This window comes from Rhodococcus spongiicola, assembly GCF_004011835.1.
Taxonomy (GTDB): Bacteria; Actinomycetota; Actinomycetes; order Mycobacteriales; family Mycobacteriaceae; genus Prescottella; species Prescottella spongiicola.
Window position 1 is genome coordinate 579,621 of the sequence record NZ_RKLN01000003.1, and the last position, 21,856, is coordinate 601,476.

Genomic DNA, 21,856 nt, shown 5'->3' on the forward strand with positions numbered 1-21,856 from the left:
GACGAACCGTGTGGGGCCGGATACACCTGCTGCTAGGTGCGGCTACTCAGCAGCGGGCCCCGAGCTACCGGACACATCCGAAGCCTCGGCTGCGTCCTCCTCGACCGGGATCAGCGAGATCTTGCCGCGGTTGTCGATGTCCGCGATCTCGACGCGGATCTTGGTGCCGACGTTGACGACGTCCTCGACCTTCGCGATGCGCTTGCCGTTGCCCAGCTTGGAGATGTGCACCAGTCCGTCGCGGCCCGGGAGCAGCGAAACGAACGCACCGAAGGCGGTCGTCTTGACGACCGTCCCGAGGAAACGCTCGCCCACCTTGGGCAGCTGCGGGTTGGCGATAGCGTTGATCTTGTCGATCGCAGCCTGCGCGGACGGGCCGTCGGCGGCACCGACGTAGACCGTGCCGTCGTCCTCGATGGAGATGTTGGCGCCGGTCTCCTCGGTGATCGAGTTGATCATCTTGCCCTTGGGGCCGATGACCTCGCCGATCTTGTCCACGGGGACCTTGATGGTCGTGATCCGCGGCGCGTACGGGCTCATCTCGTCCGGGGTAGCGATCGCTTCGGCCATGACCTCGAGGATCGTGGTGCGGGCGTCGTGCGCCTGGCTCAGCGCGCCGGCGAGAACCTGCGACGGGATACCGTCGAGCTTCGTGTCGAGCTGCAGGGCCGTGACGAACTCCTTCGTGCCGGCGACCTTGAAGTCCATGTCGCCGAAGGCGTCTTCGGCGCCGAGGATATCCGTGAGCGCGACGTAGCGGGTCTCGCCGTCGACCTCGTCGGAGACCAAGCCCATCGCGATGCCGGCCACCGGAGCCTTGAGCGGCACACCGGCGTTGAGCAACGACAGGGTCGAGGCGCACACCGAACCCATCGAGGTGGAACCGTTGGAGCCCAACGCCTCCGAGACCTGACGGATCGCGTACGGGAACTCCTCCTGGCTCGGGAGAACCGGCACGAGAGCGCGCTCGGCGAGTGCGCCGTGGCCGATCTCGCGGCGCTTCGGCGAGCCGACGCGCCCGGTCTCACCGGTCGAGTAAGGCGGGAAGTTGTAGTGGTGCATGTAGCGCTTGGTGGTCTCCGGACCCAGCGAGTCGATCTGCTGCGCCATCTTGACCATGTCCAGGGTGGTAACACCCATGATCTGCGTCTCGCCGCGCTCGAACAACGCGGACCCGTGCGCACGCGGGATCACCGCGACCTCCGCGGACAGCGACCGGATGTCCGTGATCCCACGGCCGTCGATGCGGAACTGGTCGCGCAGGATACGCTGGCGCACAAGCTTTTTCGTCAACGATCGGAATGCCGCTCCGATCTCCTTCTCGCGGCCCTCGAACTGCGGGCCGACCTGCTCGAGGACGTCGGCCTTGACCTCGTCGGTCTTGTCGTCGCGCTCCTGCTTGCCGGCGATGGACAGTGCGTCGGACAGCGCGGCGGACCCGGCGTTCTCGACGGCGGCGTACACGTCATCCTGGTAGGCCGGGAACAGCGGGTAGTCAGCGGTCGGCTTGGCGGCCTTGACGGCCAGCGCCTGCTGCGCCTCGCACAGGCGGGCGATGAACGGCTTGGCGGCCTCGAGGCCCTCGGCCACGATCGCCTCGGTCGGCGCCTGCGCGCCGCCGTCGAGCAGGCTGATCACATTCTCGGTGGCCTCCGCCTCGACCATCATGATCGCGACGTCGGCGTTGTCACCCGAGCCCGAGACGATCCGCCCGGCGACGACCATGTCGAATACGGCGTTCTCGAGCTGCTCGGTGGTGGGAAACGCGACCCACTGACCGCTCTTGTTCTCCTCGGACGTGATCAGCGCGACGCGCACGCCACCGACGGGACCGGAGAACGGCAGGCCCGCGATCTGGGTGGACGCGGACGCAGCGTTGATCGCGACGACGTCGTACAAGTCCTTGGGGTCAAGGCTCAGGACGGTCACGACGACCTGGATCTCGTTGCGCAGGCCGTCGACGAAGGACGGGCGCAGCGGGCGGTCGATCAGGCGGCAGGTGAGGATCGCGTCGGTCGACGGGCGGCCCTCACGGCGGAAGAACGAGCCGGGGATGCGGCCCGCCGCGTACATGCGCTCTTCGACATCAACCGTCAGCGGAAAAAAGTCGAAGTGCTCCTTGGGCTGCTTGCTGGCCGTGGTAGCCGACAGCAGCATGGTCTCTTCGTCCAGGTAGGCGGCCACGGAGCCGGCAGCCTGCTGCGCGAGACGTCCCGTTTCGAAACGGATGGTGCGTGTGCCGTAGCTTCCGTTGTCGATGACGGCGACGGATTCGAACACGCCCTTTTCGACCTCGATTGCGGAATTGTCTGTCATCTGCTTTTCTTCTCTTCCCTCTCGTCTTTGCCGGTCCGCACGGGCAGCGCGACTGTCCTGGTCACGGCTGCGCACGCCGCACATCGCGGAGGCGGCCGTCGATCGAAGCCGGCCGGATCGACATCCGGAGGGCCACTACCGAAGACCGACGCCACGGCTGTGAGCGCGGGGCGGCGGTGGTGGTGGTGCAAATACCGATAGCCAACGAGGCCAGTCTAAGCATCAATACGTGCAAGCCGGGTACAAGCCTCGCTGGCTATCGGTGTGGCCGCGTACGGCGAATCGATCCGCCGTACCCGGACTCGACGGGACTGTCGTATGCCGCCCGCCTTATCGGCGCAAACCGAGACGCTGGATCAGCGAGCGGTAGCGGTTGATGTCGACCTTCTGAACGTACTTGAGCAGACGACGACGACGTCCGACCAGCAGCAGCAGGCCGCGGCGGGAGTGGTGGTCGTGCTTGTGCTGCTTCAGGTGCTCGGTGAGATCGACGATGCGCTTGGTGAGCAGAGCCACCTGCGCCTCCGGCGAACCGGTGTCGGTCTCGTGCAGTCCGTACTCGCCGAGGATCTGCTTCTTCTGCTCGGTGGTCAATGCCACTTGATGCACTCCTGTAACTGACGTCCGCGCGCATGGAAATCGGCTCACCGGTGACGACCGGATGCCCGACGGGTGCAGCCGCCGCGAACCGCAGCACACACCAGCAGGCGATGCTACCAGGTGCGCCACACCGTTCAGTCCGGCGCTGCCTCGGTGTTGTCAGTTCGGCGCTGCCTCGGCGCTGTCAGTTCGGCGCTGCCTCGGTGAGGATCTTTCGCGCCTTCTCCGCGTCCCGGCCCATTTCCTCGATGAGCGCGTCGGCGGAGTCGAACTTCTCCATGCCCCGCACCCGCTCGACGAAGTCGACCGCGACGTGCTGGCCGTACAGGTCGGCTTCGTGGTCGAGCACGAACGCTTCGACGGTACGAGCGCGGCCGGAGAAAGTCGGGTTGGAGCCGACGGACACCGCGGCCCTGTAGCGCCGCCCCGGCTCGACCGTGCCCTCCACCGGGCCCGAGCCCAGCACGGTGAACCACGCCGCGTACACACCGTCCGCGGGAATCGCCGCGTACATCGGGGGCACGATGTTCGCAGTCGGAAAGCCCAGACCCCGGCCGCGGCCGTCGCCGTGCACGACGACACCCTCGACGCGATGCGGCCGCCCGAGCGCCTCCGCAGCGGCCGCGACGTCACCCGCATCCACACACGAGCGGATGTAGGTCGACGAGAAGGTCACCGCGTGCTCGGCGAGCAGGCTGACGCCGTCGACGGCGAACCCGAACCGGGCGCCCATCTCCCGCAAGACGTCGATGTCACCGGCGGCCTTGCGTCCGAACGTGAAGTTCTCGCCGACGACGACCTCCGCGACGTGGAGACGTTCGACCAGGATCTCGTGTACGTAACGTTCCGGGGAGAACTTCATGAACTCGGGCGTGAACGGCATTACGAAGAACACGTCGGCGCCCAGCGCCTCCACCAGTTCGGCACGCCGCGGCAAGGTCGTCAACTGTGCTGGGTGACTGCCGGGACGCACCACCTCCGCCGGGTGCGGATCGAATGTCATCAGGACACTGGACATTCCACGCTCCGCAGCAGCGTCGACCGCACGTGAAATCAACTGCGCGTGCCCTCGGTGCACGCCGTCGAAAACGCCGATCGTCAGGACGCAACGCCCCCAGTCTGCTGGCACATCGTCCAGACCTCGCCATCTCTGCACAGGTGGCAGCCTAGTGGCCACCGCGGAGGCCGGTCACGTCCGGGACAGACCGGTCACGCCCGAGACAGCGGGAGTTGACGTGTGTCCCGAGTGGCTGTTGCCTAAGCTCGTAGGCGTGGCAACTCAGAAGTCAGACGCACACACCCCGAGCGAGGTGCCCCACCCGCAGACCCTGTCCTCGGTGGCACAGGACTACCTCAAGGTGATCTGGACAGTCCAGGAGTGGTCGGGCGAGCGTGTCTCGACCAAGCTGCTGTCCGAGAAGATCGGGGTGTCGGCGTCCACGGTCTCCGAGGCGATCCGCAAGCTGTCCGACCAGGGCCTGGTCGATCACGCCCGCTACGGATCGATCGCGCTCACGGACGCCGGTCGAGCAGCCGCCGTGTCCATGGTCCGCCGACACCGACTGATCGAGACATTTCTCGTCAACGAGCTCGGCTACGGCTGGGACGAGGTCCACGACGAGGCCGAGGTGCTCGAGCACGCGGTCTCCGAACGCATGATCAACCGAATGGACGTCAAGCTGGGTTTCCCCGAGCGCGACCCGCACGGCGATCCGATTCCGGCAGCCGACGGCTCGGTGCCCACGCCACCTGCCCGTCAGCTCAGCGACTTTCAGGACGGCGACTCGGGTCGCGTCGCGCGCATCTCCGACGCCGATCCGGCCATGCTCCGCTACTTCGACTCGGTCGGTATCGCGCTCGACACCGAGATCACGGTCGTCGAGCGGCGCGACTTCGCCGGCACTGTGTCGATTCGGCTCGGCGCCGATCCCGCCTGTGACACCGTCGACCTCGGTAACCCTGCCGCACAGGCCATCTGGCTCGTCTAGGCTCGGTGCGCACGGCACTTCCGAGCTTCTGGACGACTACGACGGCTTCCTCACCCCAACGGATCTGGACTACTGGAATCCCTTCGTCAACCAGAACCGGCTGACGTCACCCTTCGGGACGAGTACCCGCATCGTGTGCACCAGCTTCCACGGGGTGCTGCTGGATTGCTGGCAGGCCGACCGTCAGGGCAACCCCCACAAGTTGGTCCAGCTACCGCGCAATTACCCGGGCTCGACAGGGTCGAGCCAGCCCGGCGGTGGGCCGAGCCGCTTCGTCTACCCTGGCTTCATTCCCGGGATCTAGCCGAGTACCGGGGCGTCACTCACTGCAGCGTCGCCGGTCGCAGCACCATCACCGAGCCCGCTCGCTTGCCGCGTTCCTCGACGAGCGCGATGGTATGTCCGCTCGGGTCGATCGCGGCGTAGATGCCCTTCATGCCGATCGGTTCGAGCCAGCGCCCGTGGCTGAGCGACTCGGCCTCGCCCGCGCTGATCTGCCGATGCGGAAACGCAGTCTGCGCCGCTTGATCGATGTCGAGACTGACGCTCGGGTCCTCGGAGAGCTGTTCGAGGGTGCGAGCCTGCTCGAGCGTGAACGGCCCGACAGCGGTGCGGCGCAGTGCGGTCAGATGACCGCCGACGCCGAGAGCTGCGCCGAGGTCACGTGCGAGTGCGCGGATGTAGGTGCCGGACGAGCAGTCGACCTCGACGTCCAGGTCCACGAATTTCTCAGCGGCGCCGTGCACATCACGTCGTGCGAGGACTTCGAACCGGGAGACGGTGACCGGGCGCGCAGCCAGTTTCACGTCCTCGCCGGCACGGACCATCGCGTAGGCCCTCTTGCCGTCGACCTTGATCGCACTGACCCGCGCCGGGACCTGTTCGATGTCGCCGGTGAGCCGGGTGATCTCGGACGCGATCTGCTCGCCGGTGATCCCGGACGCGTCCGCCGCCGAGAGGGTTTCGCCCTCGGCGTCGTCTGTCGTCGTGGCCTGCCCGAGCCGGATCGTGGCACTGTACGACTTGGTGGTCAGCGCCAGCAGACCCAGCAGCTTCGTGGCCCGTTCCACACCGAGGATCAGCACCCCGGTCGCCATCGGGTCGAGGGTTCCGGCATGCCCGACCTTGCGGGTGTTGAGCAGCTTCCGACACCGGGAGACGACGTCGTGGCTGGTCATACCGGGATCCTTGTCGACGATCAGCAGACCGGCGCCGACAAGGCCGGAGGACGGATTCTTGGACTTGGGCACGTGGTCCAATTCTGCCAGCCGCGGCTCAGCTCACCGAAATGGCGGTGACGATCAGCCCGTCCGACACGAGCCAGCGGCCGTCGAAACTCGCCAGCGGCGGACCACCGTCAGTGGTCTCGCCTGGCACCAGCAGCTTCGAGCGGAATGAGCCCGAAGTGCGGTCAGCTCCCTCGGTGCCGCCGGTGAACGTGATGTTCGCGTCCTCGAATCCGAGCCAGCGACCGGTCAACGGGAACCACGCCTTGTACGTCGCCTCCTTGGCGCAGAACAGGAGTCGGTCCCAGTGCACCACCGTCGGATCGACAGTGCCGAGCCATTCCCGCTCCTCCTGCAGGCTGACTGCATCGAGAACTCCGTTGGGCAGCGCTGCGTTCGGCTCGGCATCGATGCCGACCGAACGCACCTGCATCGCATAGCCGACCACCGCTCCGCGGTAGCCGTCGCAGTGCGTCAGGCTCCCGACGATTCCCTTCGGCCACACGGGAGAACCCTTGTCGCCCCGCAAAATCGGGCCCGGCTCCACCCCGAGGTCGGCCATCGCAACTCGCGCACAGTGACGGGCTCCGATGAACTCCCGGCGGCGCTTGTCGACCGCACGGGCGATCAGCGACTCCTCCTGCGGGTGTGGCCGCAGCCCCGGAGGGTCCTCGAACAATTCTGACGAGGCAACCCCGGCTGGCAGTATTTGCTCGATCAATCCAACTCCCCTGTGTTTCCGGGACAACTGTGTTTCCGGGACAACGATCAGCGCTGAGCACGCATGCGCTCGTACTCCGCTTCCTGCTCGGCTGTGATCTTGAAGTGCCCACCGAACTTGTTGAGCGTTCCAGGCGCATACTCGGGCACAGGGAGGATCTGGCGCAAGAGCTTCTCGGGCAGGCCTCGTCGCTGCCACTCCCGTGGGTAGCCGAGCGAGACCTCCTCGAAGCGGACCCCGTCGTAGTAGGTGGTCCGCGGAATGTGGAGGTGTCCGTACACGCTGCACACAGCGTTGTAGCGGGTGTGCCAGTCGGCGGTCTCCACGGTGCCGCACCACAGCGAGAACTCCGGGTAGTAGAGCACCTCGGTGGGCTGGCGGACCAGCGGAAAATGATTGACCAGGACAGTCGGTACCGAAGGATCGAGCGCGTCGAGTCGCTTCCGGGTCTGTTCGAGGCGGGCCCGACACCACGCATCCCGCGTAGCGTACGGCTCCGCCGACAGCAGGAACTCGTCGGTGGCGACCACATTCTTCTCCCGCGCGATGCGCAGACCGTCCTCCTTGCCGGTGGCACCGGTCGGCAGGAACGTGTAGTCGTACAGCAGGAACATCGGCACGATCGTGGCCGGTCCGCCCTCGCCCTCCCACACCGGATACGGGTCTTCCGGGGTCAGCACACCGATCTCACGACACATGTCGACGAGGTAGTCGTATCGCGCCTTGCCGTGCATCTGCACGGGATCCTTCGCCGTGGTCCACAGTTCATGGTTGCCAGGGACCCACACGACCTTCGCGAACCGACTCTTCAGCAACGTCAGCGCCCAACGGATGTCGTCGGTCTTCTCCGAGACGTCGCCCGCGACGATCAACCAGTCCTCGGGCGATTCCGGGAAGATCTCCTCGGTAATCGGTCGGTTTCCCCGATGTCCGACGTGCGTGTCGCTCACCGCGAACAGCTTGCCTGCCACACCCCTACCCTTTCGTCTGTCGCATCTGCAGATCCGTGCCGGCGATCATCCGCAACCCCATGAACGCAAAACCATGACCGCAAACCCATGACCGCAAACCCATGAACACGGTAAGCCCCGTCCAGATTCCGACCGGCCCGATGACGCGACGTGGGCTCACGTCGGTCCTCGACGGAACATGCCCGCCAGTGGTCGCCGTCAAGTCAGCCGAGCGCCTCGCGTAGTGCGGCGATGACGGAATCGTCTGCACCGCTCGCCGTGTAGCCGGCCGCGAAACGATGGCCCCCGCCGCCCAACCGCTCCGCGACCGCGGCGACGTCGACCGCGCCCTTCGATCGCAACGACACCGACCACGAGCCCGGAGCGGACTCCTTCAGCACGGCGGCAACCTCGGCCTCGACGGTGGTGCGCACGATGTCGATGACGCTCTCGACCTCCTCGGATCCGAGGCCCGCCCAGTCGGAGCACCGGATCACTGCGTGCACGAGGCCCCGCCCACCGACGGCATCCCGAACGAGCCCCGCGGAACCGAGCACGGAGCCCAACATCGGCAACCATCCGAACGGGTGGGTGTCGAGCAGACTGCGGGCAATTGCGGCCCCGTCGATACCCGTGCTGAGCAGACGCTCGGCGAGCGTGTGAGTGCCCTCCTGAGCCCAACGGAACGATCCCGTGTCGGTTACCAGTCCGGCGTAGAGGCAGTGCGCCAGGTCGGCGTCTATCGGCACCTCCCACAAGTCGAAGAGTTTCACCAGCACCGCGGTCGTCGACTCCGCACTGTCGTCGATCAGGTTGAGCGTCCCGTACCGGGTGTTCGACCGGTGGTGGTCGATCACCAGCGATTGCCGCGCACCGCCGAGACGTGACGCGAGCGAACCGAGACGCCCTGCGCTGCCGCAGTCAACAGTGACGAGCAGGTCCACGGTCTCGTCGACGCCATCTGCGGGTACCAACAGTTCCGTTCCCGGCAGCCCCTCCATCGACACCGGAAGCTGGTCCGGCGACGCGAACGCGACCTGCACCGGAACACCCTTGCGTGCGAGCACGATTCCGAGAGCAAGTCCGCTACCGATCGTGTCGGCATCGGGTTGGACGTGGCACAGGATCGTCACCGAGGTGGCGCCGTCCAGCACTTCGATCGTCTGCTGCAACTGCACCTCGTGCGGGGCACTCGTGGAGGGCAGGGTGTCCGGACAGTTAGTCATCGTCGGCCCCGGTCAGTCGTCGGATGGAGATTCGTCGTCGACCGCAGGGCGCGGTTGTTTGTAGGGGTCTACCTCGCCCGCGGGCTTCGCGTTCTTGCGCACTCGCGCGACCGCGTCATCCGCAGCCCGCGCTCGCTCCAGCAACTCCTCCATGTGCCGCGCCGTGTCGGGCACGGTGTCCGCGACGAACGTGAGGGTCGGTGTGAAACGGACGCCCGTCCCGGCGCCGACCTTCGAGCGGAGTACCCCCTTGGCCTTCTCGAGGCCCGCGGCGGCCCCGGCCAGATCCGGCTCGGAATCGAGGTCCATACCCATGACCGTGTAGTAGACGGTGGCGTCGTGCAGGTCGGCCGTGACCTTCGCGTCGGTGATGGTCACGAAGGCCAGACGCGGGTCCTTGATTTCGTGGTCGATCGCCGTCGCCACGATCGTGCTGATGCGCTTCGCCAGCCTGCGGGCGCGTGCAGGATCTGCCATGGCAATCAGTCTCCTCTCCCGGACGTCAATCCTCCGGACCGAAAATTCTTCGTCGAACCGCAAGTAGCTGCAGTTCCGGTCGCTCCGCGACATGTCGCTCGCAGTGATCGAGCACCTCGTTGACATGTCCCACCCCCGAACTTGCCACCGCGACACCGAGCAAGGTCCTCCGGTATCGGTCGTGCTCGCCGGTTTCGGCAGCGGACACTCCGTATCGTCGCAACTCGGTCAGGACCGGCCGCACCAGCGACCGCTTCTGCTTCAGCGAGCGCACATCGCCGAACAGAATGTCCATCTCGAGCGACCCGAGATACACCAGCTCTCCTTCCGGTGAGCAGCGTCCCTCCCCGTGGCTGAGCCTGCCAGAGGGAGGGACGCGTGCAGTGCGTGCGACTAGTCGCGCGGCTTCTCGCGAAGCTCGTAGGCCTCGATCACGTCGCCGACCTTGATGTCGGAGTACGTGACGGTCAGACCGCATTCGTAGCCCTCGCGAACCTCGGTGACGTCATCCTTCTCGCGGCGGAGCGAGGAAATCGTCATCGTCTCCGCGATCACTGCGTTGTCGCGAATCAGACGGGCCTTCGCGTTACGGCGGACGATGCCCGACGTCACGAGGCAACCGGCGATGTTTCCGACCTTCGAGGACCGGAACAGAGCACGGATCTCGGCCTGGCCGAGCGATACCTCCTCGTAGACCGGCTTGAGCATGCCCTTGAGGGCCTTCTCCACCTCGTCGAGCGCCTGGTAGATGACCGAGTAGTAGCGGATGTCGACGCCCTCGCGGTTCGCCAGCTCCGTCGCCTTGCCCTCGGCACGGACGTTGAAGCCGATGATGATCGCGTTGGACGCGGACGCCAGGTTCACGTTGGTCTCGGTGATACCGCCGACACCACGGTCGATCACACGCAGCTGCACCTCGTCGTCGATCTCGATGCCCATGAGGGCCTCCTCGAGCGCTTCGACCGTACCGGCGTTGTCGCCCTTGAGGATGAGGTTGAGCTCGTTGTGTTCCTTGAGCGCGGCATCGAGATCTTCGAGGCTGATCCGCTTGCGGCTGCGCGCCGCCAGCGCGTTGCGCTTGCGCGCGTTGCGCCGATCGGCGATCTGCCGAGCGATCCGATCCTCATCGACCACGAGCAGGTTGTCGCCCGCGCCGGGAACCGACGTGAAGCCCACGACCTGGACCGGACGCGAAGGCAGCGCCTCCTCGACATCCTCGCCGTGCTCGTCGACCATGCGGCGGACGCGGCCGTACGCATCGCCCGCGACGATCGAGTCACCGACCCGCAGTGTGCCGCGCTGGACGAGCACGGTAGCCACAGGTCCGCGACCACGGTCCAGGTGCGCTTCGATCGCAACACCCTGGGCATCCATGTCCGGGTTGGCCCGCAGGTCCAGCGCCGCGTCCGCGGTCAGCAGAACGGCCTCGAGCAGATGGTCGATGTTGGTGCCCTGCTTGGCGGAGATATCGACGAACATCGTCTCGCCGCCGTACTCCTCGGCCACGAGACCGTATTCGGTCAGCTGACCTCGGATCTTCGAGGGATCGGCACCTTCCTTGTCGATCTTGTTGACCGCCACCACGATCGGCACCTCGGCCGCCTGGGCGTGGTTGATCGCCTCGACCGTCTGCGGCATGACGCCGTCGTCGGCCGCGACCACGAGGATCGCGATGTCCGTCGCCTTCGCGCCGCGGGCACGCATGGCGGTGAATGCCTCGTGACCGGGGGTATCGATGAAGGTGACCAGACGCTCGGCCCCGTCGAGCTCGGTCAGCACCTGGTAGGCACCGATGTGCTGCGTGATGCCGCCGGCTTCGCCCTCACGGACGTTGGCCTTGCGGATCGTGTCGAGCAGCCGGGTCTTGCCGTGGTCGACGTGACCCATGACGGTGACCACCGGCGGCCGCGACTCGAGGTCCTCCTCGTCACCAGCGTCCTCGCCGTAGGTCAGGTCGAACGACTCGAGGAGTTCGCGGTCCTCGTCCTCAGGGCTGACAACCTGAACGTTGTAGTTCATCTCGCCGCCGAGCAGCTCGAGGGTCTCGTCGTTCACCGACTGCGTTGCCGTGACCATCTCACCGAGGTTGAACAACGCCTGCACCAGCGCCGACGGGTTCGCATCGATCTTCTCCGCGAAGTCGGACAGGGACGCGCCACGGGCCAGACGGATGGTCTCGCCGTTACCGCGAGGCAGCCGCACGCCGCCGACGGCGGGCGCCTGCATCGAATCGTATTCCTGACGCTTCTGCCGCTTCGACTTGCGACCACGACGCGGCGCGCCGCCGGGGCGACCGAACGCACCCGCTGCACCACCACGGCCGCGTCCGCCGCCACCGCCACCGGGGCGACCGCGGAATCCACCCGGTGCGCCTGCACCGGGAGCGCCTGCGGGAGCACCACCACCGCCGCCGCCGCCGCCGCGATAGCCGCCGCCACCACCACCGGGACGTCCACCTGGGCCGCCGGGGCGGCCGGGCCGAGCGGAACCCGGCGCCGGGCGTGCCGCACGCTGCGGCATGGCACCCGGGCTGGGGCGCGGGGGCATCGAGCCGGGGCTGGGGCGAGGCCCGCCCTGGCCGGGAGCCGGCCGCGCACCATCGGCTCCTGCTCCCGGACGCGGAGCGCCGGGACGCGGAGCGCCGCCGTGGGGGCCGGGCCGGGGGGCACCGGGACGCGGTGCGCCTGGAGCCGGACGTGGAGCGGGACGCTCGGGCGCAGCCGACGACGTGTACGGGTTGTTACCGACGCGCGGCGGCTTCGGGCCGGGTCGCGGTGCGCCCGGCTTGGGACGCGGGGCCGCAGGCGCGCCAGGGGCCTTCGCGGCGGGTGCCTGTGGTGCAGGCTTCGGCCCCGGCGTGGGCCCCGGACGTGGGGGCTGGCTTGCCGGGATGCTGGGGGCGGCCGGAGCCGCAGGAGTTGCCGGAGCTGCGGGTGTTGCCGCCGCGGGAGCTGCGGGAGCAGCCGGACCGGGCTTGGGCCCGGGCCGCGGGGCTCCGGGTTTGGGCGCAGGCGCACCGGGCTTCGCTGCTGTACGTGGCGCCTTCTCGGCACTCTCCGAAGTCCCTGAAGCCTCAGGCTTGCCTTCGGGCTTCGCCTTCGCCGACGGGAACGATTCCCGCAGGCGACGTGCGACGGGTGCCTCGACTGTCGAGGACGCCGACTTCACGAACTCGCCTTGCTCCTTGAGCCGCGCGAGTAGTTCCTTACTTGTGACACCGAGTTCTTTCGCCAACTCGTGTACGCGGGCCTTGCCTGCCACTGCTCTCCTCTACTGAGAGGTCGAGCGAGCGGCTACTGCCCGCACGACCTCGGTTATCTCCGATGGACGTTCATCGCTGGTGCTTCACGGTGTGCTCATGAGTGCTTGTGCCTGTTCTCTGAGGTACTGCTCGTCGTTCCCGAGTGTGTGGTGCAGCTCGAGAGGTCCCGAGTGGTACTGCGTCACGCGTGATCACTGTCCCGTTTCCACGGGGTTCGAGTGACCGACGTCGAAATCTCGGCTCCGTCGACCCACTGGTCGAGTTCCGAGGAATCCAGACTTCCGGACACCCGCAGTGCTCTGCCGAATGCTCGGCGCCGGCCAGCCTCGCTCAGACACCGAGGATCGCGGTGCAACCACGCACCTCGACCGGGGAGCCTTCGCTTCGGATCGGGCCTGAGTACGAATCCACCGGACTCGCACTCCTGCGCCACAACCCTGAGCAGGTCGGCGGCCAGCCCTTTCTGCCTGCAACCAATGCAAGTCCGCACCGGCTTCCCGGCGCGGGCACGTGTCGACACAGACAGTTCACGCTGAACCATCGACCACTCTACCGCTGGATCGCCGTGAACCCCGCATCCCGTTCCTAAGCGCCCGTCGTTTCGCGACCGACCTGTGACTCGGGACCGGGCGCGGCGTCGCTGCGGATGTCGATTCGCCACCCCGTCAACCGCGCAGCCAGGCGCGCATTTTGCCCCTCCTTGCCGATCGCCAGTGAGAGCTGGAAGTCCGGCACCACGACACGCGCCGCACGCGCTTCTGCGTCCACGACAGTGACCGACACCACTTTCGAAGGCGACAGGGCATTCCCGACGAACTTCGCCGGATCCTCGTCGTAGTCGATGATGTCGATTTTCTCCCCCGCCAACTCGCTCATGACATTGCGCACTCGCTGACCCATCGGTCCGATGCAGGCACCTTTCGCGTTCAAGCCGGGAACCCTCGAGTGAACCGCGATCTTCGAGCGGTGACCCGCCTCGCGTGCGACCGCGACGATATCGACCGAGCCGTCTTCGATCTCGGGTACTTCGAGTGCGAACAGCTTGCGCACGAGATTCGGGTGCGTTCGCGAGAGAGTGATCTGCGGCCCGCGCACACCGCGGGAGACGCCCACGACGTAGCACTTGATCCGGTCGCCGTGCTCGTAGGTCTCCCCCGGCACCTGCTCGGCCGGCGGGATCAACCCCTCCGCACCGGTGGCCTCGCTGCCGATCCGCACCACCACCATGCCGCGGGCGTTGGCCCGGGTATCACGCTGGATCACGCCGCCGACGACCTCACCCTCATGGGTGGAGAACTCGCCGAAGTTGCGCTCGTGTTCGGCATCACGCAGACGCTGGAGGATCACCTGACGGGCTGTCGTGGCCGCGATTCGGCCGAAACCCTCTGGGGTGTCATCCCACTCCTCGCCGACGCGGTTGCCGTCGGCGTCGACCTCATGCGCCAGGACGCGGACGACGCCGGTCTTGGTGTCGACGTCGATCCGTGCATGCGGCTGGTGACCTTCGGTGTGCCGATAGGCGGTCAGCAAGGCAGTCTCGATCGCCGCGATGATCGTCCCCGCGGAGATTCCCTTGTCTGCTTCGATTGCACGCAGCGCTGCGATGTCGATATTCACTTGTCCGACCCCTCTGCTTCGTTCGACGCTTCCGCGTCTGCAGGTGTGAGACGCCCCTCCGGGATTCCTCCCGACAGTTCGAGCTCTCTCGCATCCGGTCGCGAGAACTCAACCTGCACAACAGCTTTCCTGACATCCTTCAGTTCCACCTGTCGCACGGTCAAACCGCCTCGACCTTCCCCGCCCGTCACAACAAGGTCCACCGCACCGTCGCCGAGCCTGCCTATCCGGCCCGTCACAGACTCGGTTTCCAGCTCTACCAGCGCCTTGCGTCCCTGTGCGCGACGCCAGTGACGTTCCTCGGTCAAAGGTCGGCCGATACCGGGCGAGGTCACCTCGAGTGTGTACGGGGATTCCCCGAAATCCGATACAGAGTCGAATACGTCGGAGATCATGTGGCTCAGCCTGGCCACCTCGTCAAGCTCGAGGCCGGCGTCGCGGTCGACCATGACTCGGACGGAACTGTGCCGACCCGTGAGTGTGATGGTCACGTCCTCGAGGTCGTAGCCCTCACGCTCGATGGGTTCGGCGAGAAGCTCGATCACCCTCTCCCTCGATGGCACCGGCATCTGGGACGCTCCTCGCTTCAGTTGTGGCCATGACTGACGTGTGGCGACCGAAACCTGCTCGGACGAACTCGATCGACGCAAGCCTCGACTCACCACAGGGTGGACTGCGGACACTTCAGGGTATCGCGGTTTCGGCGCGACTGTGACCAGCCGGTCCAATCGGGCCGCCGGCGGCACTGCGCCGTGACCTGCTCGGTGCCCGGAATCGGGCGAACACCTGGCACCATGATCACGTGCGAACGCCCTTGCTCAGCCATCCGTTCTCGCGCCGCGCGGCGCTGCGAGTCGCCGGTAGCGCCACCCTGGGCGCGTCTGCGGTGGCGCTGACGACCGGTTGCTCGAACTCCGGACGCTCCGAACTGCTGGCGGAGATCGCCGAACTTGCCACACAAGCCGAACGTGCGCGGCGTGACGCGGCGACCGCGAATGCCGCGATCGCGCGGTTCCCCGACCGTGCCGGCGCCCTCGGCACGGTGGCCGCCGAGCGCGAGGCCCACGCCGACGCGCTCGATGCCGAAATCGCTCGTATCGACACCGGCACGCCGCCCACCTCGCCGGAGACCCCACCCGTGACGTCACCGCCGACGCTCGAGCAGCTACGAAGCGACCTCGCCGACTCACAGAAGGAGGCCGCGCGACTGGCACGGACCCAGTCCGGGTACCGCGCCGGGCTACTCGGCTCCATCAGCGCGGCGTGCGCGGCGCAGCAGGCGGTGCTGCTGTAGTGACCAGCCCGAGCCCCGATCCCGAACAGCAGGCCCTGATCGACGCGCTGCGCGCCGAGTACGCCGCGACCTTCGCGTACGGACTGGTGGCAGCGTTTGCGAACCCGCGTCGGGCGGACCTCGTGGCCGCGAACACGGCTTCGCACCGGGCCCGACGCGACGCGACGATCGACGCACTCACCGCCGGGGGCATCGACGCACCGCCACCCGAGGCCGGCTACACGATGCCGTTCGCGGTGACCGACCCGGCGTCCGCGGCTCGACTGGCAGCCCAGGTGGAAGCCGACACAGCGGCGGCGTGGCGATCCGTCATCGAACGCAGTCAGTCCGAACACACGCGCGAATTCGGCGTCATCGCCCTCACGGAAGCTGCTGTACGAGAAGCGAACTGGAGGAACATTCTCGGCTACCAGCCCCCGACCAACGCGTTTCCCGGACAACCTTGAGCCCCGCCCGGAACTCCGACGAGAGGACCGCCCCATGACGGAACGCACCATCGAACAGCGCCTCGCCGACCTCGAGCGGATCGAGGCCATCAAGGCTCTCAAGCACCGATACCTGCGCGCCTGCGACGCGAAAGACGCCGACACCTTCCGCTCGTGCTTCATCAGCAAAGGCGCCGAGATCGACTACGGCCGCCTCGGCAAGTTCGACGACGCCGACGCGATCGCCGAGGTCTTCCGCAACATCGCCCTGCGGAAGGTCGACGGCAAGAACGTCATCCTCGACATGCACCACGCGCTGCATCCCGACATCACACTGCTTGGCGACGACTTGGCCTCCGGCAAGTGGACACTCGCCTTTCGCCAGGTCAACCTCGTCGACAACACCGAGACTGTTCGCTCGATCGAGTACGTCGACGAGTATGTCGTCGAGAACGGCGAGTGGAAGATGTCGAAGTGTCAGTCGATTACGTTGTGGTCGATGACCCGACCACTCGCGGAGGGCACCATCGTCACCGAAGGCTGATCGGGCACATCAGTTCCGGTCAGGTCAGGAAGCTGCCCGCCCTCTCCGCGAGATCAAGCACAGGTTGGGGCACGATGCCCAAGGCGACAGTCACCACACCGGCGATAGTGACGGCCGAGACCGTTGGGGCACTGGTGACCACCACAGCAGGAGCGTCCTCCGGCGGGTCCGAGAAGAACATCAGGACGATGACGCGGACGTAGAACAGCGCCGCGATCGCACTGCTGATCACGCCGACGATCACAAGCGGCACCGCTCCCCCGGACGCCGCCGCCTGGAAGACGGCGAACTTGCTCACGAAGCCACTCGTGAGCGGAATACCCGCGAACGACAGCAGGAACAGGGCGAACGCGATGCCGAGGGGCGCGGATGTGCGGCCGAGACCGGCCCACCGGGCCAGGTCGGTGACCTCGGCCCCCGACGCATCGCGCACCAGGGTCACGACCGCGAACGCTCCGAGCGTGCTGAAACCGTAAGCGAGCAGATAGAAGATGGTCGACGAGATCCCCGCGTCGTTCCCGGCGATCACACCGGTGAGGATGAAACCCGCGTGGGCCACCGACGAGTACGCCAGCATCCGTTTGACGTCGGTCTGCGTGATCGCGAGAACCGCGCCGACGAGCATCGTCAGGATCGCGACCGCCCACAGGACGGGGCGCCAGTCGACGCTGAGTCCCGGTACCGCGACGTAGAACACGCGCAGCGCCGCACCGAAGGCCGCGATCTTGGTCGCGGACGCCATGAACGCGGTGATCGGCGTCGGCGCGCCTTGGTAGACGTCGGGGATCCAGGAGTGGAACGGCACGGCACCGACTTTGAACAAGAGGCCGACCGCCAGCATCGCCAGGCCGATCTGCGCGAGAACGACATCGCCTGAACGCTGTTCGATCGCCTGCCCGATTCCAGGCAGTTGGACCGTGCCGGCAAACCCGTACAGGAGTGCCACTCCGAAGAGGAAGAACGCGGACGAGAACGCGCCCAACAGAAAGTACTTCAGAGCCGCTTCCTGAGAGAGCAAACGACGGCGGCGCGCGAGCCCGCACAACAGGTACAGCGGCAGCGAGAGCACCTCGAGCGCGACGAACATCGTCAACAGGTCGTTGGCTGCTGGAAAGAGCAACATGCCGCCGACGGCGAACAACACCAGCGGAAAGACCTCGGTTTGCGTCACCCCGGCCCTGGCGGCTTCCTTCTCGGCTTCGCTGCCCGGTACGGCCGAAGCGCGTGGGGTGAAAGCGTCCACCGCCCCGACTCCAACCCCGGCCCCGACGGCGGCCGTCTCGGCACCGGCCACCGCCCGGTCCAGTCCGCGATCGGCGATGAGCAGCACCGCGACGATCGAGACGAGAAGGATCGTGCCCTGCAGAAACAGGGTCGGCCCGTCGATGGCCACGCTTCCCACGGCCGCAGCGTTGCGGGTGCCGGAGAGCGCAACCACCGCGACGAAGGCAGCGACGAGTCCGCCGAGTGCGAGCCCGAGGTGCGTGGTGTAGCGGACACGTCGTGGGGCGAAGGCTTCGACGAGCACCCCGACGACGGCGACCGCGAACACGATCAGCATCGGCGCCAGTTGGCTGTACTCGATACTCGGAGCCTGCAGCACCGCGTCCATGTCGGGGTTCATCGGGCGCCTCCGTCCTGCTCGGCGGCCGTCGGGGCGGGGTCGGGCCGGTCGATCGTGGTGAGTGTGCCCGCGACTGCGGGAGTAATGACGTCGAGCATCGGCTTCGGATAGACACCGAGGACCACCAGCAGGGCAATCAACGGCGCCACCACCACCATCTCACGGCGTCTGAGATCGCGAATGTGCTTGCTGCCGTCCGTGACCGGGCCCGTCATCATCCTCTGGTACAGCCACAGCACGTACAGCGCGGCGAGCACCAGCGCAATGGTGGCGAGCACCGCCGCGACCGGATAGCGCGTGTACGTCCCGACGAACACCAGGAACTCGCTGACGAACGGTGCGAGGCCCGGGAGCGACAGCGTGGCCAGGCCCGCGATGAGGAAGGTGCCCGCGAGCAGTGGGGCAACCTTCTGGACGCCTCCGTAGTCGGCGATCACGCGCGTACCGGTCCGCGACACAAGGAATCCGGCCACGAGCATCAGCGCGGCGGTCGAGATCCCATGGTTGACCATGTACAGCGTCGAACCGCTCTGGCCCTGGCTGGTCATCGCGAACACCCCCAGCACGATGAACCCGAAGTGCGAGATCGACGTGTACGCGATCAGCCGCATGACATCGGTCTGAGCAATCGCGAGCAACGCGCCGTACACGATGCTGACCACGGAGAGCGTGATCACGAGCGGCGCGAAATATTGTGCGGCGTCCGGGAACAACTGCAGGCTGTAGCGCAGCATCGCGAAGGTACCGACCTTGTCGACCACGGCCATCATCAGCACCGCGCTCACCGGGGTCGCTTGTACCGCGGCGTCGGGGAGCCAACTGTGCAGCGGCCACAGCGGGGCCTTGACCGCGAACGCGAACATGAAGCCCAGGAACAACGCATTGGCCACCGGCGCGTTCATCGTCAGGTCGCCGGACGCGACCGCCGCGGCAATCGCCCGCAGATCGAACGTCCCCGACGCGAACGGACTGTCCGCCCCGGCCGTCACGACGTAGACGCCGATGACGGCTGCCAGCATGATCAGGCCGCCGAAGAGGTTGTACAACAGGAACTTCACCGCGGCCCTCGACCGCCCGGGCCCCGGCTGCCCGAAACCACCGATGAGGAAGTACATCGGGATGAGCATGGCCTCGAAGAACACGTAGAACAGCAGGATGTCGAGCGCGAGGAACGACATCAGCACCATCGACTCGACGACGAGGATCAACGCGACATAGGTGTGCGTGGCGCGTGGACGCCGTTCCTCCGACGCACCGTCCCGCCATCCCGCCACCAGCAGCAGCGGCACCAGCACCACCGTGAGCAGCACCAGGGCCAGCGCGATGCCGTCGAGTCCGAGTTCGTATCGAGTGCCGAACGCCGGTATCCACGAACGCGACTCGACGAACTGGTACTGCGGGCCTGCCGGGTCGAACCGGACCGCGACCACCACCGCCACGACCAGGGTTGCGACAGCCACGGCGAGCGCGATCGATCGTGCCAGCCCGCGCCGGTGCGCGGGCGTCGCCATCGTCGCAACCGCGCCGGCGAGGGGCAGCAGCCAAAGCGCCGTCAACCAGGGAAAGCCGTTCACTACACCCTCCCCACCAGTACGGCCGCGACCACGAGGGCCGCGCCGATGAACATGTACAACGCATACGAGCGCACGAACCCGGTCTGCAACCGTCTGAGCACAACCGAGGCGAAGCCGAGCACCGCCGGAACAATCCGTACGACGCCGTCGATCCCCCGGTCCTCGACCACCTTCAGCCCTGCCACCAGCCGCCGTCCGGGCCGCATGAAGATCGTCTCGTTGACGTCATCGCCGTACAGATCACGGCGGGCGGCAACAGTCAGCCCCGACACGTCCACGGGCGCCTCGACGGGGACGGGTCGGGCGCCGTACTGCCTCCACGCGATCCTGACGCCGACCAGGACCACGGCCAGTGTGGTGAGGGTGATCACCCAGACCGGCACGGCCGGCGCGGCATGTTCCGCAGCGGACCCGAATTCGGTCCACACGGGCTCGAGCCAGTGCTCGAGAGCACCTCCCATCGCCAACAGGCCACCCGCGGCGACCGATCCCGCCGCGAGCACGATCATGGGGACGGTCATCACGCCCGGCGACTCGTGCGGGTCGGTGACCGTGTGTTCTGGTCGCTCCGCAGGCTCCACTCCTGCGTTTTCTGGTCGCTCCGCGGGCTCCGCTCCTGCCGCCCAACGCCGGTCGCCGAAGAAGGTCATCAGCGTCACGCGCGTCATGTAGAACGCGGTGATACCAGCCCCGAGCATCGCGACCACACCGAGCGCGACCCCACCGGCGCCGCCGGACTCGAACGCGGACTCGATGACCTTGTCCTTGGCGAAGAAGCCCGAGAACGGTGGAATCCCGATGATCGCGAGGTAACCGAGCCCGAACGTCACGAACGTAATCGGCATCAGGGTCCGCAGGCCGCCGTACCGACGCATGTCGGTCTCGTCGTTCATGCCGTGCATCACCGATCCCGCACCCAGGAAGAGCCCGGCCTTGAAGAAGCCGTGCGCGAGCAGCAGCATGATCGCGGCCACGTACCCGGCCGGGCCGAGTCCGGCGGCCATCACCATGTACCCGATCTGGCTCATGGTCGACGCCGCGAGCGCCTTCTTGATGTCGTCCTTCGCGCAGCCGATGACCGCGCCGAAGAGCAGCGTCACGGCACCCACGATGACGACCGCGACCTGGGCCGCCGGGGCCGCCTCGAAGATCGGGCCGGATCGCACGATCAGGTAGACGCCGGCCGTGACCATCGTCGCCGCGTGGATCAGGGCGGACACGGGTGTCGGGCCCTCCATCGCGTCGCCGAGCCACGACTGGAGTGGGACCTGCGCCGACTTGCCGCATGCCGCGAGCAGTAGTACCAGGCCCATCGCGGTGAGGGTGCCGTCGCTCGCGGACCCGGCGCCGCCGAACACGTCCGCGAACGACACCGATCCGAACGTCGCGAACATGATCATGAGCGCGACGATCAACCCCATGTCACCGACGCGGTTGACGATGAACGCCTTCTTCGCAGCGGTGGCCGCCGTGGGCTTGTACTGCCAGAATCCGATCAGCAAGTACGACGCGAGACCGACGCCCTCCCAGCCGACGTACAGACCGAGGTAGTTGTCCGCGAGCACCAGCAACAGCATCGCGGCGAGAAACAGGTTGAGGTACGCGAAGAACAGTCGGCGACCGGGCGCGGAGCCGGTCGACCGACCCGACGGATCCGGTCCGTGGCTCATGTAGCCGACCGAGTAGATGTGGATGAGCGAGCCGACACCGGTGATGAGCAGCACGAAGCACATCGACAGGGGGTCGAGTCGGAGGCCGAAATCGACTTGGAGTCCGGCGACCGGCAACCAGCTGAACAGGTTCTGGTGCACGATCCGGTCGGCGCCGTCGCGCCCGAGCATGTCGACGAACAGGGCCGCGGCGAGCACGAACGACGCAAGCGCGGTGGCACAGCCGAGCAGGTGCCCCCAGCGGTCGCTGCGCCGGCCGGCCAACAGCAGGATCGCCGCACCGACGAGTGGAAGTACCGGTAGAAGCCAGATGAGCGCGTGAATTCCCGTCCCCCAGTCCAT

21 protein-coding genes are annotated in these 21,856 nt (G+C 67.0%); 5 read left to right on the plus strand and 16 right to left on the minus strand.

What is annotated here, in order from left to right:
• Positions 1 to 42: 42 nt before the first annotated feature.
• The 3 genes from EF834_RS10760 to EF834_RS10770 all read right to left on the minus strand — a co-directional run bounded on the left by EF834_RS10760 (position 43) and on the right by EF834_RS10770 (position 4,072).
• The gene (locus tag EF834_RS10760) at positions 43 to 2,316 is read right to left on the minus strand and encodes a polyribonucleotide nucleotidyltransferase (protein WP_127947178.1); all 2,274 of its coding nucleotides are present in this window, start codon (positions 2,314 to 2,316) and stop codon (positions 43 to 45) included.
• Between the two features lie 330 nt (positions 2,317 to 2,646).
• Positions 2,647 to 2,916, minus strand: a complete 270-nt coding sequence (gene rpsO, locus EF834_RS10765; RefSeq protein ID WP_127947179.1) for a 30S ribosomal protein S15 — start codon at positions 2,914 to 2,916, stop codon at positions 2,647 to 2,649.
• A gap of 184 nt (positions 2,917 to 3,100) precedes the next feature.
• Complete coding sequence (locus EF834_RS10770; RefSeq protein ID WP_127947180.1) at positions 3,101 to 4,072, minus strand: bifunctional riboflavin kinase/FAD synthetase; 972 nt, start codon at positions 4,070 to 4,072, stop codon at positions 3,101 to 3,103.
• A gap of 154 nt (positions 4,073 to 4,226) precedes the next feature.
• Here EF834_RS10770 and EF834_RS10775 point away from each other — a divergent pair, with 154 nt between their 5' ends.
• Both EF834_RS10775 and EF834_RS18505 read left to right on the plus strand, forming a co-directional pair.
• Entirely contained in the window at positions 4,227 to 4,904 is a 678-nt protein-coding gene (locus EF834_RS10775; RefSeq protein ID WP_164874121.1) for a metal-dependent transcriptional regulator, read from the plus strand.
• Positions 4,852 to 5,208: a hypothetical protein gene (locus EF834_RS18505; protein WP_408014495.1), complete on the plus strand. Its 357-nt coding sequence runs from the start codon at positions 4,852 to 4,854 to the stop codon at positions 5,206 to 5,208. Before EF834_RS10775 ends, EF834_RS18505 begins: the two co-directional genes overlap by 53 nt.
• A gap of 19 nt (positions 5,209 to 5,227) precedes the next feature.
• Here EF834_RS18505 and truB read toward each other — a convergent pair whose 3' ends face one another.
• The 10 genes from truB to rimP form a co-directional block, all read right to left on the minus strand.
• Positions 5,228 to 6,154 (minus strand): tRNA pseudouridine(55) synthase TruB, encoded by a 927-nt coding sequence (truB, locus tag EF834_RS10785; protein ID WP_127947182.1) that lies wholly within the window; start codon positions 6,152 to 6,154, stop codon positions 5,228 to 5,230.
• A 25-nt stretch (positions 6,155 to 6,179) separates the two neighbouring features.
• Positions 6,180 to 6,851, minus strand: a complete 672-nt coding sequence (gene npt / locus EF834_RS10790; protein ID WP_127947183.1) for a 4'-phosphopantetheinyl transferase Npt — start codon at positions 6,849 to 6,851, stop codon at positions 6,180 to 6,182.
• Between the two features lie 47 nt (positions 6,852 to 6,898).
• Positions 6,899 to 7,822 (minus strand): metallophosphoesterase family protein, encoded by a 924-nt coding sequence (locus EF834_RS10795; RefSeq protein ID WP_127947184.1) that lies wholly within the window; start codon positions 7,820 to 7,822, stop codon positions 6,899 to 6,901.
• A gap of 203 nt (positions 7,823 to 8,025) precedes the next feature.
• Positions 8,026 to 9,027: a DHH family phosphoesterase gene (locus EF834_RS10800; protein WP_127947185.1), complete on the minus strand. Its 1,002-nt coding sequence runs from the start codon at positions 9,025 to 9,027 to the stop codon at positions 8,026 to 8,028.
• Positions 9,028 to 9,039: 12 nt separating this feature from the next.
• Positions 9,040 to 9,504 (minus strand): 30S ribosome-binding factor RbfA, encoded by a 465-nt coding sequence (gene rbfA / locus EF834_RS10805; protein WP_127947186.1) that lies wholly within the window; start codon positions 9,502 to 9,504, stop codon positions 9,040 to 9,042.
• A 25-nt stretch (positions 9,505 to 9,529) separates the two neighbouring features.
• Positions 9,530 to 9,820, minus strand: coding sequence for a DUF503 domain-containing protein (locus tag EF834_RS10810; RefSeq protein ID WP_127947187.1), 291 nt, complete (start codon positions 9,818 to 9,820; stop codon positions 9,530 to 9,532).
• A gap of 77 nt (positions 9,821 to 9,897) precedes the next feature.
• Positions 9,898 to 12,765, minus strand: a complete 2,868-nt coding sequence (gene infB, locus EF834_RS10815; protein ID WP_127947188.1) for a translation initiation factor IF-2 — start codon at positions 12,763 to 12,765, stop codon at positions 9,898 to 9,900.
• Between the two features lie 182 nt (positions 12,766 to 12,947).
• The gene (locus EF834_RS10820; protein WP_127947189.1) at positions 12,948 to 13,307 is read right to left on the minus strand and encodes a YlxR family protein; all 360 of its coding nucleotides are present in this window, start codon (positions 13,305 to 13,307) and stop codon (positions 12,948 to 12,950) included.
• Positions 13,308 to 13,351: 44 nt separating this feature from the next.
• Positions 13,352 to 14,383: a transcription termination factor NusA gene (nusA, locus tag EF834_RS10825; protein ID WP_127947190.1), complete on the minus strand. Its 1,032-nt coding sequence runs from the start codon at positions 14,381 to 14,383 to the stop codon at positions 13,352 to 13,354.
• Positions 14,380 to 14,952 carry a ribosome maturation factor RimP gene (gene rimP, locus EF834_RS10830; RefSeq protein ID WP_127947191.1) on the minus strand — a complete coding sequence of 191 codons (573 nt, stop codon included), beginning with the start codon at positions 14,950 to 14,952 and terminating at the stop codon, positions 14,380 to 14,382. Before rimP ends, nusA begins: the two co-directional genes overlap by 4 nt.
• Positions 14,953 to 15,185: 233 nt before the next feature.
• On the opposite strand from rimP, the gene EF834_RS10835 reads away from it, so the two are divergent.
• From EF834_RS10835 to EF834_RS10845, 3 genes are read left to right on the plus strand one after another with little or no spacing between them, the layout of a single operon-like run.
• Positions 15,186 to 15,677, plus strand: coding sequence for a hypothetical protein (locus EF834_RS10835; protein WP_127947192.1), 492 nt, complete (start codon positions 15,186 to 15,188; stop codon positions 15,675 to 15,677).
• Positions 15,677 to 16,123, plus strand: coding sequence for a ferritin-like domain-containing protein (locus tag EF834_RS10840; RefSeq protein WP_127947193.1), 447 nt, complete (start codon positions 15,677 to 15,679; stop codon positions 16,121 to 16,123). Before EF834_RS10835 ends, EF834_RS10840 begins: the two co-directional genes overlap by 1 nt.
• Before the next feature lie 34 nt (positions 16,124 to 16,157).
• Positions 16,158 to 16,646: a nuclear transport factor 2 family protein gene (locus EF834_RS10845; RefSeq protein WP_127947194.1), complete on the plus strand. Its 489-nt coding sequence runs from the start codon at positions 16,158 to 16,160 to the stop codon at positions 16,644 to 16,646.
• Between the two features lie 19 nt (positions 16,647 to 16,665).
• Here the strand turns inward: EF834_RS10845 and nuoN are convergent, their stop codons facing one another.
• From nuoN to nuoL, 3 genes are read right to left on the minus strand one after another with little or no spacing between them, the layout of a single operon-like run.
• Positions 16,666 to 18,270, minus strand: coding sequence for an NADH-quinone oxidoreductase subunit NuoN (gene nuoN, locus EF834_RS10850; RefSeq protein WP_127947195.1), 1,605 nt, complete (start codon positions 18,268 to 18,270; stop codon positions 16,666 to 16,668).
• Positions 18,267 to 19,844, minus strand: coding sequence for an NADH-quinone oxidoreductase subunit M (locus tag EF834_RS10855; protein WP_127947196.1), 1,578 nt, complete (start codon positions 19,842 to 19,844; stop codon positions 18,267 to 18,269). The genes nuoN and EF834_RS10855 overlap by 4 nt, the downstream gene beginning before the upstream one ends.
• Entirely contained in the window at positions 19,844 to 21,856 is a 2,013-nt protein-coding gene (gene nuoL, locus EF834_RS10860) for an NADH-quinone oxidoreductase subunit L (RefSeq protein ID WP_127947197.1), read from the minus strand. Before nuoL ends, EF834_RS10855 begins: the two co-directional genes overlap by 1 nt.